The organism is Mycetocola sp. Y791, assembly GCF_059445325.1.
The window spans coordinates 373,973-387,933 of sequence record NZ_JCAIUC010000004.1 but is presented as its reverse complement, the minus strand read 5'-3'; the positions used below and the strand labels follow the sequence as shown (position 1 = coordinate 387,933).

Below are 13,961 nucleotides of genomic sequence, written 5' to 3'. Positions count from 1 at the left end.
GGCTTTCCGTGTGGAGAATGCGACAGCTGTCTGCGCTAACCGCTAACCTCGTGCCGATGACTGACTCGCTCTCACCCTCTCTTGCCCGCCGGATCGCTCTCGCCGCACAGGGGTTCGGGCGTCCGCAGCCCTCTACCGTCGGCACGCGCCAGCTGAACGCCGTGATCGAGCGCGCGGAGGTTCTCCAGATCGACTCCGTCAACGTCTTCGAACGCAGCCACTACCTTCCGGTGTTCGCGCGGCTCGGTGCGTACGACAAACAGGCCCTCGATCGGCTCACTTTTCGGCCGGGGCGCTACATCGAGTACTGGGGTCACGAGGCGACAGTGATGCCCGTGGATTCCTGGCCCCTGTTCCGCTGGCGGATGGACGCCTTTCGAGAGCGGAGCATGGCAGATCCCGACAGCTGGGCGAATGCCAACGGGCCGTTCCTCGAGTGGCTCCGCTGCGAGTTGGCGGATAAGGGGCCGCTCGCGGCGAGTGAGATCGAGCACGACGCGAACCGGCGAACCGGTCCGTGGTGGGGCTGGTCCGACGTGAAAATCGGGCTCGAAACACTGTTCCGCTGGGGCGAGATAGTGTCGGCCGGCCGATCCGGATTCGAGCGGCGGTACGCGCTCGCCTCACAAATCCTGCCCCAGAGCATCCTCAACCGTGGCGTCAGTCGCGGCGACGCCATCCGTGAGCTCGTGAGGAAGGGGGCCACCGCCCACGGCGTCGGAACCCTGGACGATATCGCCGACTACTTCCGGCTGCCTCTCGCCGACGCGAAGACAGCGGTCGCCGAACTCGAGGATGCGGGCGATCTGGTCCCCGTCACGGTCCCGGGCTGGATGCGCGGTGCCCGGCCGCGACCGGCCTGGCTCGCGAGTACGGCACGCCGGCCGCGGTCGATCTCAGCGGATGCCCTGCTCTCTCCCTTCGACCCGGTGGTCTGGGCACGGCCGCGGGCCGAGCGACTGTTCGGGTTCCATTACCGGATCGAGATCTACACCCCCAGGCACAAGCGCGTCCACGGCTATTACGTGCTTCCTGTCCTCCTCGACGACACCATCGCCGCCCGGGTCGATCTCAAGAACGACCGCCAGTCGAAGACACTTCGCGTTCAAGCGGCCTGGCTCGAACCCGGCGCACCGCCAGACACCGCTGACCGCCTGGCCGCGCTGATCACCGAAACTGCCCGCTGGCAGGGTGCCGAGCAGGTCACCGTCACGGGGCGTGGCACCCTATCTGGGGGTCTCGCCAGCGCACTGCGCGTACCTGTCGGGCCAGATGGGGACAACTCCCCATAATTTGGCGTGTTTTCGCGGCTGAAGCGGCCACGGGGCCATCCGCACTGGTGTTAGGTTTGCTTCGATCACACTCCGACGAAAGGCAGCACTTTCCCAATGGTCATGGATGACAAGACACCAGATTCTCACGGGGGCGACAGCTCGGTGCCGAACGGGAATACCCCTAATGCGCCACAGCAGCCAACGGATGGCACGGGAGCCAACCCCTCGGACCAGGCGTACTCGCAGGGCCAGAACTACGCACAGAACGCGTACGGCCAGGCTCCGGGGCAGCCGGCATCGACACCAGCGGGGGCTACACCGCCATACGGCCAGGGAGACCCGAACGCGTCCGCACCGCAGCAACCCTATGGACAGGGCGCTGGCCAGGGCGGGTTCCCCCAGCCCGGTGCGTACGGCGGACAGGGTGGAGGATCCTTCCCCCAGAGCAGCCCTCGCCCACCGGCTGACCCCAAGAAGAAGAAGAAGATCATCCTCTTCAGCGCCATCGCCGGCGCACTGGTTCTTCTGCTCGTCATCGCGATCGTTGTGATCAACATGGTGAACAAGAGCCAGTACGGCCCAGAGGCGACCGTCAAGAGCTACCTGACGGCGATCAGCCAGGGCAAGGCATCGACTGCAAACAAGCTCGTCGATCCCGGTGTGAAGAAGGACGCAGCAGCCCTTCTCTCCGACGACATCCTCAAGGAGTCGAAGGCGCTGATGAAGAACCCGAAGATTGTGGACGTCAGCACCCGGGGCGACTCTGCGGACGTCGAGGTCAGCTACAGCGTCGACGGCACCGCCTATGACGGAATCGTGCAGCTCAGCAAGGACGGCAAGCAGGGTCTCTTCTTCGACAAGTGGACCATCGACAAGCCGCTGCTGGCCTCCGTCTTCGTCTACACGAGCGAGGGCGAGATGGTGTCGGTCAACGGCACCGACGTCAGCTTCGGTAAGAACTACGAACTTCTCGCCTACCCGGCCGCATACGAGATCGGGGCTCCGGAGAGCAGCTTCTTCGAGGCCGAGGCGCAGACCTTCGTCGCTGCCACAGGCTCGAAGGCGTCCTACGACTCGATCGACCTCGAGCTCACGCCGACCGAGGAACTGACCGCCGCGGTCCAGGAGCAGGTCAACGCCTACCTCGACACCTGCGCGACACAGACCGTTCCGAACCCGGAGAACTGCGGCCTTCGCAGCCTGTACTACTTCGACTTCAGCGGTGAGCCGACCTTCTCATACAAGGTCGACAAGTACCCGGTGGTTACGGTCGATGAGTCCGGCGCGTACTTCACCGCCAAGCAGGGCAAGGTCACCGGAACAGCAACGGGCGAACTGTCCTACCCGGGCGGCCAGGGCACCTACGTTTACCCGTGGGACGACTGGGCGATCAACGGCAGCATCGTCATCGACGGAGACGACGTCAAAATCGAGGATGTCTACTAACCGATAACACCAAACGAAAGACGGGGCGAGCCGAAAGGCTCGTCCCGTCTTTTTCTGTGAGCGGCGTTAGAAACCGCCGCCGATTTCGCGAAGTCGGGCGACCCGGTCCGCAATCGGCGGGTGCGTCGAGAACAGGCGCTCAACCCTGCTCGGCTTTGCCGGGTCTGCGATCCACAGGTGTGCCATCGACGTGTTCTGGCGCCTCATCGGCCTGCCGTACGCCTCGAGCTTCTGCAACGCGCTCGCGAGGGCATCCGGGTGCCGCGTCGTCAGCGCCGCTGTCGCGTCGGCGAGGTACTCGCGCTGGCGAGAAACAGCCAGTTGGACGAGGCTCGCGAGCAACGGCGCGATGATCATGGCGACGAGCCCGAAGATCAGCACGATCGGGTTACCGCCCGAGTTGTTGTTGCGGTTGCCCCCGCCAAACCACGCGAGGCGAAGGAACATGTCGGCGATAAAACCAACGGCAACCACGAGACCGAAGACGATCATCGAGACCCTGATGTCATAGTTGCGCACGTGTCCCAGCTCGTGGGCCATGACTCCCTCAAGCTCGGAATCAGTGAGAATCTCGAGCAGCCCCGTCGTGGCGGCTACCGACGCATGTTCCGGGTCGCGACCGGTGGCGAAGGCGTTCGGCGCGGGGTCATCGATGAGATAGACCTTCGGCATCGGCGAACCGGTCGTGATCGCGAGGTTCTCCACGATCCGGTAGAGCCGCGGGTTGTCCCGCTTCTCGATCTCGCGCCCACCGCTCATGGCGATGGTCTGGCTCGCGGCGAAGAAGTACTGGAAGACGGCATACAGCGTCGCACCGACGAGGGTCAGTACCGTGATGCTCGGGCTGTTGTAGACATACCCGGCCAGGGCTCCGAGTCCGCCGATGATCAGCAGAAAGAACAGGATGATGAGCACTGTGTTCACCTTGTTCTTACGGATCGCCCTGTACATTCAGTGTCCTTTCAACGGATACGACAAAGTCAGTGGATACAACAAAGGCTCGAGCGCGCAGCTTCCGCCGCGCCCGAGCCCCTGTGAGGATAAAGTCTTGCTTCGCTAGAACTGCACGCGAGGCGGCTCGGCGATCGCTGCGTTGTCAGTGACCTCGAAGAACTCGCGTTCGCTGAATCCGAGGTTCTTTGCGATGAGGTTGTTCGGGAAGACCTTGATCTTCGTGTTGAGTTCGCGAACGCCACCGTTGTAGAACCGGCGAGAGGCCTGGATCTTGTCTTCGGTGTCGACCAGCTCACCCTGAAGCTGCAGGTAGTTCTGGCTCGCCTGCAACTGCGGGTAGGCCTCGGCCACGGCAAAGATCGACTTGAGGGCCTGCTGCATGTGGTTCTCAGCGGCGGATGCATCGTGCGGACCCTGCGCAGACAGCGTTTCGGCCCTCGCGCGCGTCACATTCTCGAAGACGGCCTTCTCGTGAGCCGCGTATCCCTTGACCGACTCGATCAGGTTGGGGATAAGGTCGGCACGGCGCTTGAGCTGAACCGTGATGTCGCTCCACGCCTCGTCAACGCGCACGTTCAGAGACACCAGTGAGTTGTAGGTGACCCAGAAGTAAATGCCGACGATAACCGCCAGCGCGACGATGATGAGTACAGGAATGAGCCATTCCATGCGTGTGCTCCTAAAGGTTTGCTAGCGGTTCGAACTCGACTGGTCTCTCTATTCTACCGGTGACCGTCTGTCCCGGTCCCGACGATCCGCCCTCTTTCAGGGCAAATCCTCGGCGGGGACGTTCAGGCACCGAGCACCCTCTCCAGATACGGGTTGCTGAACAGCCGGCGCGGGTCCAGCCGATCGCGCGCTGCCAGGAAGTCACCGAAGTGCGGGTAACTCTCAGCGAGATCGGCGGCATTCTGGCTGTGGATCTTTCCCCAGTGCGGCCGTCCGCCGTAGCCACGGAGGATCGACTCGACCGCGGAAAAATAGGCCGTCGAGCGCTCGCGGTAGTACTTGTGCACGGCGATGTAGCCGGTCGCGCGGCCGTACGCGGTCGACAGCCATAGTTCGTCGGCCGCGGCGAATCGCACCTCGATGGGGAAGCTGATCCGCCATCCCTTGCGTTCGATGAGCGCCTCGATATCGCGGACCGCTGCGGGGACGAGCTCAGCGGGGATGCCATATTCCATTTCGCGAAACTTGACGGTCCGCCTGGTCGTGAAGACCCGGTGGGACACATCGGTGAACGTCCGGTTTCCCGTGAGCTTGTCCGCCAGGAGATTCACGCGAGGGATGATGGCAGGCACGACGACAGCAGTCGCACAGGTCACGCGGTAGACGCCGTTGGCCAGCACCGTTTCATCCACGAATCGGGACACGCGGCCGAGCGGTTTCGCCTGCGTCCCGGATGGCATGCGGGTGTTGGTCTTGGTCAGCGCCGTCCGGGTGTGCGGAAACCAGTAGAACTCGAAGTGGTCGGCGGCCGCGGCCCTGTCGAGCACGGTGTCAAGCACGTCGTCGAGCGGCTCCGGTCGCTCGACAGCGTGCAGCACGAAGCGAGGCACGCACTGGACCGTAATCTCGGCGAGCATGCCGAGTGCCCCGAGGCCGAGTGCAACGCCGGGAAGCAGGTCGGCGTGAGAGTCGCGGTTGATCTCGAGAAGGTCACCGGATGCCGTAACCATAACCACCCCGCGCACCTGGCCGGCGATGCCGCCGAACCGCGCACCGGTGCCGTGCGTGCCGGTGGAGATTGCACCGCTGATGCTCTGCGCAGCAATGTCACCGAGGTTCTCCATCGCCAGTCCGTACGGCGCGAGCAGCCGAGGGATGTCGTGCAGTCGCGTACCGGCCAGGAAGGTGACGAGCCCGTCGCCCGTCGGCTCTCCGCTCAACCCGCTCAGGTCCTCAAGTTCGAGCTGGATGCCGGGGGCTACTGCTATTCCCGTGAAGGAATGCCCGGCCCCGACCGCCTTGATGGGAATCCCGCTGCCCGCTGCGGCGCGGACGGCGCGCTGCAGGGCCGCCGTCGTCCTCGGCCGCTCCACTCGTAGCGGCACGACCTTCTCGGTCCGCGCCCAGTTGTGCCACATGGCTCCGGTTGCCGTCACAGAAAGGCCTTCCCCTCGCCCCGATAGGTGGGCAGCGTGTCGATGATCCGACCGCCGTCGACGACGGAGAAGGAATTGAGGTGCTCACTCAGCTCGCCGGATTTAGTGTGCCGGAACCAGACCCGGTCGCCGGGGTGCAGCGCTGCCGCTCGGCGCCCGACCAACGGCGTCTGGACCTCACCCGCCATCTCCCGCGGGAGCATACTGAGCCCTTCGGGCCAGACGGGTCGCGGGAGGCGATCGCGCCCAGGCGGGCCGGAGGCCGCCCATCCCCCTCCGAGCAGCGTCACCGTGTCTTCCCTCGGTTTCCGCACGACCGACAACGCAAAGCTCGCGGCCGGCGCTGGGTTGAAGTTTCTGTAGTCGTCAAAGAGATGGCCACCGAACAGTCCGGACCCCGCCGCGATCTCCGTCACCGAATCGTCGGCACTCGTCGATTCCAGCGAGCCGGTCCCTCCCCCGTTGACGAACTCGAGGTCGGCAACGCGGCGGACCGCCGCGACGGCGTCGGCACGACGCTCGGTGAGCTCACCGATCGACCGCTGTTTCAGCCACCGCATTCCCGCAGAGCGGGCATTCCGCGATGGTACGTCGTCGACAAGTCCGGCTATCTGCGCTTCGTACGCCATCATCCCGACGAGTTCGAATCCCGGTCGGCGAACGATGACCCGCGCGAAACGCTCAGCGTCGGCGGCGGTGCAGATCGGCGATCGCAGAACCCCGATGGTGCCGAGCGGACCCGCCGTCCGCCACGCGACATCGAACTCGATGCACACCCGGATGCGAGCGCGCGCGTTCGGGGGAATGCAGGCATCGATGAAGTCCAGTTGATCGACGGAGTCCACCATGAGCGTGATCCGGGCAGCGAGCTTCTCATCGGACGCGAGTCGGCCGAGGGCCTGTCTATCCGTGGTCGGATACCCGACAACGACATCATCTATGTCATCCGCGAGCCAGATCGCCTCTGGAAGGGTAAAAGCGAGCACACCGCGATACCCGTCAGTCGCCAGCAGTGAATCAATGACCGAACGGACGCGAACGGATTTGGTGGCCACCCTGATCGGCTTTCCGCCTGCCCGGCGGACCATGTCGTGGGCGTTGAACCGAAGCGCGCCAAGGTGGAGCACGCCCAACGGAGTCTCGATCGATCTCGTCGCGGCGTCGATTTCCGGCCAGAACAGTTCGGGGGTGAGCCAGGGGGCGGGCGAGCTCTCTGCGCGCCCGTTGGCAGAGAGTGTTATGGCCATCTGAATCCTCCCCGTCATACCCAGTATGCCGACCCCGGCGAATCGGATGCCGCACAATCTGAGAAAGGCCCTCCAACTGGGTGTGGCGCTGTTGACTTGTTGGGTCAATCGGCTTCAAATGGGAGGAAGGTGGGGATCTTTTCAGCAACACAGCAACCGGGGGGCTCGTCGGCGTTGTCGACAGGGCGGCTTCCGCGATCCCCCGGGTCGGGACGCGCGCGACTCGTTGCGACGATCGTCGCCTCGCTCACCCTTTCGCTCTTCGCCGCCCTTGGCCCGGCGCCCGCGTTCGCGGAGCCGGCGCCGCCCGCCCCCTCCCCGCCGCCCGTTGCAGCCCCGGTCACACTCATCTCTCCGGTTGACGGTCAGTTCATCGACTCCGTCCCGTTTACGGTGTCTGGCACCAAAGCCGCCGGATCGACGATCCAGCTGCACGCCGGCGACAGCGGCAACCCCGTCTGCATCGTTCGCGCCGACGATTCGACGACTTTCTCGTGCACCGTGGCCTCGATCCCGCAGGGCCCGGCGGTGAGGCTGACGGCGGTCCAGCTCCAGGCCGGATTCGAACCGTCGACATCGAGCACGCCGATTCGGGTACTCCTGCCTCCGACCATCAACTCCCGCAGCTCGGAGCTCTCGAGTGGATTACTCGAGGGGTCGGGCTACCCGGGAGCGACGGTGACGCTGCGCACTTCGGACGGACGATCCTGGACAGCCCCAGTGTCGAGCGGCGGGAGCTGGGCATACATGCTTCCGGCGGAGATCCCCAGCGGCGTGCTGCGGCTGAGCGCTACCCAGTCCACCCCGTTCAGCGGCCCCGGCGGGTCTGCGGCGAGCGAGCCGGTGCGAGTCACGCTCGATCGTGATCCACCCCCCGCTCCCGTAATAACCACGCCGGAGGCGGGTGCAACTCTTCCCGCCGGCCCGGCCGCGTACGCGGGTACCGGCGAAACCGGGGCGACAGTCACAGTGTTCGCGGTGACGGCATCCGGAGCCGATATCGTGCTCTGCGCCGACGTGCTCGTGTCTGCCGGGCAGTGGAGTTGCACTGGCGCGGCGATGCCTGCGGGGAACGCGACAATCACGGCATACCAACGCGATGCCGCATCGAACACGGGCGTCGGGTCGCCTCCGCTGAAAATCTCATTCGGGCAAGCGGCGTCGACGCCATCGACTTCGCGTCCGCCGGCAACCGCGCCCGCCGAGAGCCCGGCGCCCGCACCGGTGGTGCCCGTCCCATCCGCTGCGCCGACTGAATCCGGCGCAATTCCTGCCCAGCCGCCAGCGCCCGAAGGACTGTGGGCAGACAAGACGCCATTCACAACAGCGGTGAAGAGCGCGATCGGACCGGGAACCGACCTCACGTGGCTCCGCGCCGTTCTCCTCGCCATCCTGGCCATCGGCCTCCTGCTGGTTCCCGCGCGCATGCTCGCGACGACGCTGACGAAAGGGCGGCCGCGCGCGAACGGCGCGGCCCGAGCTCCGCTCACCGGACGAAACCGCACGCCAACCCACGACGATCCCGATCCCCTCCTGGGATCGCCGGGCGCCAGGGTCAGAACCATCGTTGCTCTCAGCGTTGCCGGCGCAATCGTGCTCTTTGCCCGCCCCGTAGATGGGCAGCCGGTCTACCTTCGTGTGTTCGTTGCATCCGTGGTGGCACTGGTCATCGTCAACGCTGCTGCCACCTGGGTCCCCATCCGATTTGCCGCCTGGCGCCGGCTCGGCAGTCCCTCCCAGCGACTGTCGCTGCTCGCGTTTCCGGTCGTCGCCGCTCTCGCTCTGGTTTCCAGGGTGGCCGAACTCCAGCCAGCGTTCCTGTTCGGCCTGCTGTTCGTCGTCGGGTTGCAGAACGGAAGCCGCCGGGACCGCGGACAGCTGGGCCTCGCCCGGATCGGTGCGGTTTTCGCGATCGGTCTCGTGGCCTGGCTGGCAACCACACTGATCGGAACACCCGTTGGTTTCGCGGGCTCGTTCGCAGCTGAACTGGTCAACATCGTTGCGATGACAGCCCTCGGTTCGGCGGCGATCATGATGGTTCCGCTTGGCGATTTGAGTGGCCGGGCCGTCCTCAACTGGTCGCGGCCAGCCTGGTTCACGAGTGCCCTCGTTGTGTTCACCGTGCTTTTCGCGTTCCTCAGTCCGACGCTCGATGCATGGCAGGAGCAGGTCGCGGCAATCGCTGTCCTCGTCGTTCTCCTCACCTTCGGGGCCGTCGGAATCTCGCTCTGGCTGTGGCGACGGGTCGTCACACCGAATCTCTCCGCCGGTTGACCCTCTCGCGCGCCTGAACGCCCTCTGGCGATCGGCGTCGGCGGGTACCGGCAGAATGAGATCATGTTCATCGTGCTCGGCGGGTCCCCCACCGGCCGGGTGACCCTCACCGAACTCGATTCGTCGGGTACAACGGTGAGCGGAGTGACGTTATCCCGCGACGAGTTCATTCCCGAAGTTGCGCGGCGAGAAAAGAGCCGGCCCCGCTGGGTGTGGGAGGATACCGCGCTCTGGTATCCGGTGCTGCTGAATGCGGGGATCACCGTTGAGCGCTGCCACGACCTCCGGTTGTGTCACGGCATCCTCCGCCGTGCCGAGGCGGCGCGCGATACCGGCCTCGCCCGGGCAGCACTCAATGCGTGGGACGACTCACCGGCCGAACAGGTCGCCGTCGGAACAACGCTCTTTGACGACATGACCGACCTCGCCGACGCGTCAGACGAGCCCGGGGATTCGAGGGGTCGCGACGCTGTGGCGGAGTACGCGCTCCAGCGTGCGACCCTCGATGTCATAGCCGAGACCGAGCCGGCAGCGGCGGCCAGGCTGCAGCTCCTCCTCGCCGCGGAATCGAGCGGCGCACTGATTGCAGAGGAGATGAGGGCACGGGGGTTGCCGTGGCGTGCCGATGTCCACGACCGGGCGCTGACGGAACTCCTCGGACCCCGGCCTCTGTTTGGTGGGCGCCCTGAGAAGCTCGAGGCTCTCTCCGACACCATCCGTGCGCTCCTGGAATCCCCCGGGCTCAACCCCGACTCGCAGCAGGACCTCCTGCGCGCCCTCAAACGTGCGGGTCTTTCGGTCACGAGCACGAGTAAATGGGAACTTCGCTCGCAGAAGCATCCGGTCGTCGAACCCCTGCTCGAATACAAGAAGCTCTCACGGTTGAACTCCGCCAACGGATGGGCGTGGATGGACACCTGGGTGCGGAATGGACGGTTCCACCCCGAGTACGTGGTCGGCGGTGTCGTTACAGGCCGCTGGGCGACCCGGGGCGGCGGTGCACTGCAGCTGCCGGCACAGGTCCGCGGCGCGGTGATGGCCGACGCGGGGTGGACCCTCGTGGTTGCGGATGCCGCGCAACTGGAACCGCGAATCATCGCCGCGATGTCGCGCGACGAGAAGATGGCTGCGGCTGGCCGCCAAGGGGACCTCTACCAGGGACTCGTCGACGCCGGGGTCGTCGACACGAGGGCGAATGCGAAGCTCGCGATGCTCGGTGCGCTCTACGGCGCGACCACGGGCGAGAGCGCGCGGTTGATGCCGAAGCTCATGCGGGCCTATCCGCTGGCGATCGGACTGGTGGAACAGGCCGCCCGGTCCGGCGAACGCGGTGACCAGGTGAGCACGTGGCTCGGCCGCAGCTCCCCACACCCCGGTGCCGACTGGCGGGCGGCACAGCGCGCAGCGGCCGGGACCGAGTCCGGCGCGGCCGACGAGCGGCGCGCCCGGCAGCTGGCGAGAGACTGGGGCAGGTTCACCCGCAACTTCGTCGCCCAGGGCACGGCCGCGGAGTGGGCGCTTTGCTGGATGGCAGGGCTTCGCATCCGTCTTCGGGCACTCGCCGACGAACGGGGCGAGCCTCATCTCGCGTTCTTCCTCCACGACGAAGTGATCGTGAACAGCCCGGCACACCTGGCTGACGCGGTTGCGGATGCCGTTACCTCGGCCGCGGACGACGCCGGCCGTCTCCTCTTCGGCAGCTTTCCGGTGAACTTCGCGCTGACCGTCGTTGCGGTCTCGAGCTACGACCAGGCGAAATAGCCGTCGTTCACGACTTCCTGAACAGGATCTCCACCGGCGCGAGCACACCAGCCTGCACGGCGGTAAGCAAGTTTCCCACCCGCCTCCCGGCATCCGGTCCGAGCACGAGCGGGAGCCCGAGCCGGGGCGGCCCCGGTGCGTCCGCGCCCTGGGCTGCGGCCCTCTGCATCTTCGTCAGGAACTCGATGCCGAGTTCACGCCGGTCCCGGCTGGCCCCCACGCTGAACCCGGCGGCGACCCCCAATTCGCCGTACGACACCGGTGTCGCGAGGAACGAGATGGCGGCATCCGACGCCCAGGGCTGCGGATAGGTGACATCGCCCTCGCTCGTGCGCATCACATCGAAGACAGCGAACACGCCCCCGCGCTTCAGCACGCGGAACGCCTCGGCGAAGAGCCGGGCTTTGTCCTCGATGTTCATCCCAACGTGAAGGAGGGTGGCACGGTCGAAGACCTCCGCCCCGAATGGAAGGGCGAGCGCGCTTGCCGTCATGAAGGTCACTGCGTCGCCGAGCCCGCAGCGCTCGGTCAACGAGATCGCCGTTCGAATGAATTCGTCGGTGACATCTACTCCGACCACCTCCGCCCCGAACTGCGAGGCGAAGAGCCGGGCTGGCCCGCCGATGCCGCACCCGACATCGAGCACGCTCATACCTCGGGCGATACCGGCAGCCTCCGCGAGCTCGTGCGCCGCTACGGCGCCCCCGACGTGCAGCTCGTCGACCGGAAACAGGTCACCGGGATCCAAGTGGTCGGGATCGAAGCCGGCTTCACGGAGCGCCTCGAGAATGACATCCTCGAGCTGGCCCGAACTGTAGTGCCCCGCTACCGCCGCTTCGATGTCCACGCTCGCCTCCTCGCGATCTGGTGCGCGTGAGTCTACGCCGGGCACCACCGGTCCGCACGGGTCGCAAATACCAGTTTCTGGAGAGGCCAGGGTCGGTTAGCCCAGGGAGCCAGGCTGCGGTTCCTGAGCGCTCTGCTCGAGGGCCCGGATGAGGGATTGGGCGTCGTACGGGCCGGTGTGGCGACGACCGTTGACGAAGAAGGTGGGGACGGCGGTAATGTCCATCGCCTCGGCGTCGAGCATGTCGTCACGAACCCGGGCAGCGACCGCCGGGGACCGCAGGTCCCTTTCGAACCGCTCGACGTCCAGGCCGAGCTCCTGGGCACGCCGGATGATGTGTGACGGAAGCTGGTTTTCCTGATCGCTGAACAGGCTCCGCTCAAACTCGAAGAACTTCCCCTGCAGCCCGGCCGCCTCGGCCGCTTCCGCCGCAGCCAGGGCGTTCGGGTGGTAACGGGTCAAGGGAGCGTGACGCCATACGTAGCGAAAGCGGCCTTCAAGTTCGCGATGCACCTCTTCAACTGAGCCCGTGGCCTTAAGGCAGAACCCGCACTGGAAGTCACCGTACTCGACCAGCGTGAAGGGTGCATCTGCGGGACCGAAGATGTGGTCACGCCTGGGGTCGACCGGGCGCACCAGCGTGCGACCGATCTCTTCCGACGGGTGGAGACGATCAGAGATCCGGAAAATCAAGGCGCCGAGAATAAAAGCGATAACGGATGCCGTAAGCACGCCGACACGAGCTTCGTTTTGCACGGCCTCGTCGTCGATCGCGAGGGCGACGATGAAGAGAGAGATGGTAAAACCGATCCCGCTGAGGGCACCGCCTCCCGCCAGGCGGTCGAGGGTCAGTCCTGGGCCGAACTCGCCGACCCGAAGAAGACGCATGAGGGCGGTCGAACCGAAGACGCCGACCATTTTCCCCACGACAAGCCCGATGATGATGCCCCACGTCACCTGCGACATGGCAGCTGCAGCAAGGATCTCCGGGTTCAGCTGCACACCGGCGTTCGCCAGGGCGAAGAGTGGAAGGACGACGTACGCGATGTACGGCGCGGTGCTCGACTGAAGTCTCTCGTTGATCGAGATCGACTCGCGCAGGCTGTTGGCAGCGGCCCTCGCGTACTCCGAGCTGGGTGACTGCCGGAAGGTTCGTGCGAGATCAAGCGCGTGCTCCACTTCGCGGCGGTCCGGCCGGTACACCGGCACCAGGAGCGCGATCGCGACCCCGGCGAGAGTGGGATGCACGCCCGAAGCGAGGAACGCCAACCACACGGCGATGGCGAGTGAACCATAGACGAGGCCGCGGGCACTCTGCAGGTATCTGGTGAAGTAGACCGCCGTGAGACCGACCGCGGCGATCAGGAGCGGCACCGGGTTGAAATTATCCGTGTAGACGAGGGCGATGATGCTGAGCGCTCCAATGTCGTCGACGACGGCCAGCGCCAGCAGGAAAACCCTCAATCGTCCCGGTGCCTTCGGACCGATCAGCGCGAGCGCACCGACGAGGAAAGCGGTGTCTGTGGAGATCACGATTCCCCAGGCCTGCTCGTACCCCGATCCCGCGCTCACCAGCACGAACAGGAGCGCCGGCAGCGTCAAACCGGCGAGCGCCGCCACCACGGGCACAACGGCACGCGACCACGTTGTCAATTCGCCGATCGTGAATTCCCGCCGCACCTCGAGGCCGACCGAGAAAAAGAAAATCGCCATCAGGGCGTCGTTGACAAGCGCGTGAAGCGTGAAGTCCAGCTGAAGATCCCCGACGCTCAGCGTGAGGTGCGTGTCCCAGAATCCGTCGTAAGACCCGTGTGAGAGGTTGGCCCACGCGAGAGCGGCGACCGTCGCGCCGAGGAGCAGGAACGCGCCGACCCTGACTTGCCCCATGGAGCGGATGCGTTCCGCTATCGAAGGTCGCCGCCCGTCAAGTTTGCTTTGTTCGGGATCCGGAGACTGTTCGATTATTGTCAGGTTCGACATAGCCATATCCCTTCCGACAAGACGGGCTGGGTGCGACTTTGGTGACGATGTGCCCAGTTATAGACCCGACTGA

The 13,961-nt window shown here is 65.6% G+C and carries 10 protein-coding genes; 4 read left to right on the top strand and 6 right to left on the bottom strand.

The window, feature by feature from the left end; genetic code table 11:
- The first annotated feature begins 56 nt into the window (after positions 1-56).
- Positions 57-1,292 carry a winged helix-turn-helix domain-containing protein gene (locus tag AC1C2N_RS14890; RefSeq protein ID WP_495434414.1) on the top strand — a complete coding sequence of 412 codons (1,236 nt, stop codon included), beginning with the start codon at positions 57-59 and terminating at the stop codon, positions 1,290-1,292.
- A 102-nt stretch (positions 1,293-1,394) separates the two neighbouring features.
- Complete coding sequence (locus AC1C2N_RS14885) at positions 1,395-2,720, top strand: hypothetical protein (protein WP_495434413.1); 1,326 nt, start codon at positions 1,395-1,397, stop codon at positions 2,718-2,720.
- Between the two features lie 66 nt (positions 2,721-2,786).
- On the opposite strand, the gene AC1C2N_RS14880 is transcribed toward AC1C2N_RS14885, so the two are convergent.
- From AC1C2N_RS14880 to AC1C2N_RS14865, 4 genes are all read right to left on the bottom strand, one after another.
- Positions 2,787-3,671, bottom strand: a complete 885-nt coding sequence (locus AC1C2N_RS14880; protein ID WP_483404652.1) for a M48 family metallopeptidase — start codon at positions 3,669-3,671, stop codon at positions 2,787-2,789.
- A gap of 105 nt (positions 3,672-3,776) precedes the next feature.
- The gene (locus AC1C2N_RS14875) at positions 3,777-4,343 is read right to left on the bottom strand and encodes a LemA family protein (RefSeq protein ID WP_108391541.1); all 567 of its coding nucleotides are present in this window, start codon (positions 4,341-4,343) and stop codon (positions 3,777-3,779) included.
- A 122-nt stretch (positions 4,344-4,465) separates the two neighbouring features.
- Complete coding sequence (locus tag AC1C2N_RS14870) at positions 4,466-5,779, bottom strand: D-arabinono-1,4-lactone oxidase (protein ID WP_495434412.1); 1,314 nt, start codon at positions 5,777-5,779, stop codon at positions 4,466-4,468.
- Positions 5,776-7,026 (bottom strand): amino acid deaminase/aldolase, encoded by a 1,251-nt coding sequence (locus AC1C2N_RS14865; RefSeq protein WP_495434411.1) that lies wholly within the window; start codon positions 7,024-7,026, stop codon positions 5,776-5,778. Before AC1C2N_RS14865 ends, AC1C2N_RS14870 begins: the two co-directional genes overlap by 4 nt.
- 129 nt (positions 7,027-7,155) lie before the next feature.
- Here AC1C2N_RS14865 and AC1C2N_RS14860 point away from each other — a divergent pair, with 129 nt between their 5' ends.
- Positions 7,156-9,300, top strand: a complete 2,145-nt coding sequence (locus AC1C2N_RS14860) for a hypothetical protein (protein WP_495434410.1) — start codon at positions 7,156-7,158, stop codon at positions 9,298-9,300.
- 63 nt (positions 9,301-9,363) lie between these two features.
- Positions 9,364-11,061, top strand: coding sequence for a bifunctional 3'-5' exonuclease/DNA polymerase (locus tag AC1C2N_RS14855; RefSeq protein WP_495434409.1), 1,698 nt, complete (start codon positions 9,364-9,366; stop codon positions 11,059-11,061).
- Positions 11,062-11,068: 7 nt separating this feature from the next.
- On the opposite strand, the gene AC1C2N_RS14850 is transcribed toward AC1C2N_RS14855, so the two are convergent.
- Both AC1C2N_RS14850 and nhaA read right to left on the bottom strand, forming a co-directional pair.
- Complete coding sequence (locus AC1C2N_RS14850; RefSeq protein WP_495434408.1) at positions 11,069-11,908, bottom strand: class I SAM-dependent methyltransferase; 840 nt, start codon at positions 11,906-11,908, stop codon at positions 11,069-11,071.
- Between the two features lie 96 nt (positions 11,909-12,004).
- Positions 12,005-13,888, bottom strand: coding sequence for a Na+/H+ antiporter NhaA (nhaA, locus tag AC1C2N_RS14845; protein WP_495434407.1), 1,884 nt, complete (start codon positions 13,886-13,888; stop codon positions 12,005-12,007).
- Between the last annotated feature and the right edge of the window lie 73 nt (positions 13,889-13,961).

Coding starts and splice junctions, on each gene's coding strand:
- AC1C2N_RS14890 (WP_495434414.1), top strand. CDS start 57: ATGACTGACTCGCTCTCACCCTCTCTTGCCCGCCGGATCGCTCTCGCC.
- AC1C2N_RS14885 (WP_495434413.1), top strand. CDS start 1,395: ATGGATGACAAGACACCAGATTCTCACGGGGGCGACAGCTCGGTGCCG.
- AC1C2N_RS14880 (WP_483404652.1), bottom strand. CDS start 3,671: ATGTACAGGGCGATCCGTAAGAACAAGGTGAACACAGTGCTCATCATC.
- AC1C2N_RS14875 (WP_108391541.1), bottom strand. CDS start 4,343: ATGGAATGGCTCATTCCTGTACTCATCATCGTCGCGCTGGCGGTTATC.
- AC1C2N_RS14865 (WP_495434411.1), bottom strand. CDS start 7,026: ATGGCCATAACACTCTCTGCCAACGGGCGCGCAGAGAGCTCGCCCGCC.
- AC1C2N_RS14855 (WP_495434409.1), top strand. CDS start 9,364: ATGTTCATCGTGCTCGGCGGGTCCCCCACCGGCCGGGTGACCCTCACC.
- nhaA (WP_495434407.1), bottom strand. CDS start 13,888: ATGTCGAACCTGACAATAATCGAACAGTCTCCGGATCCCGAACAAAGC.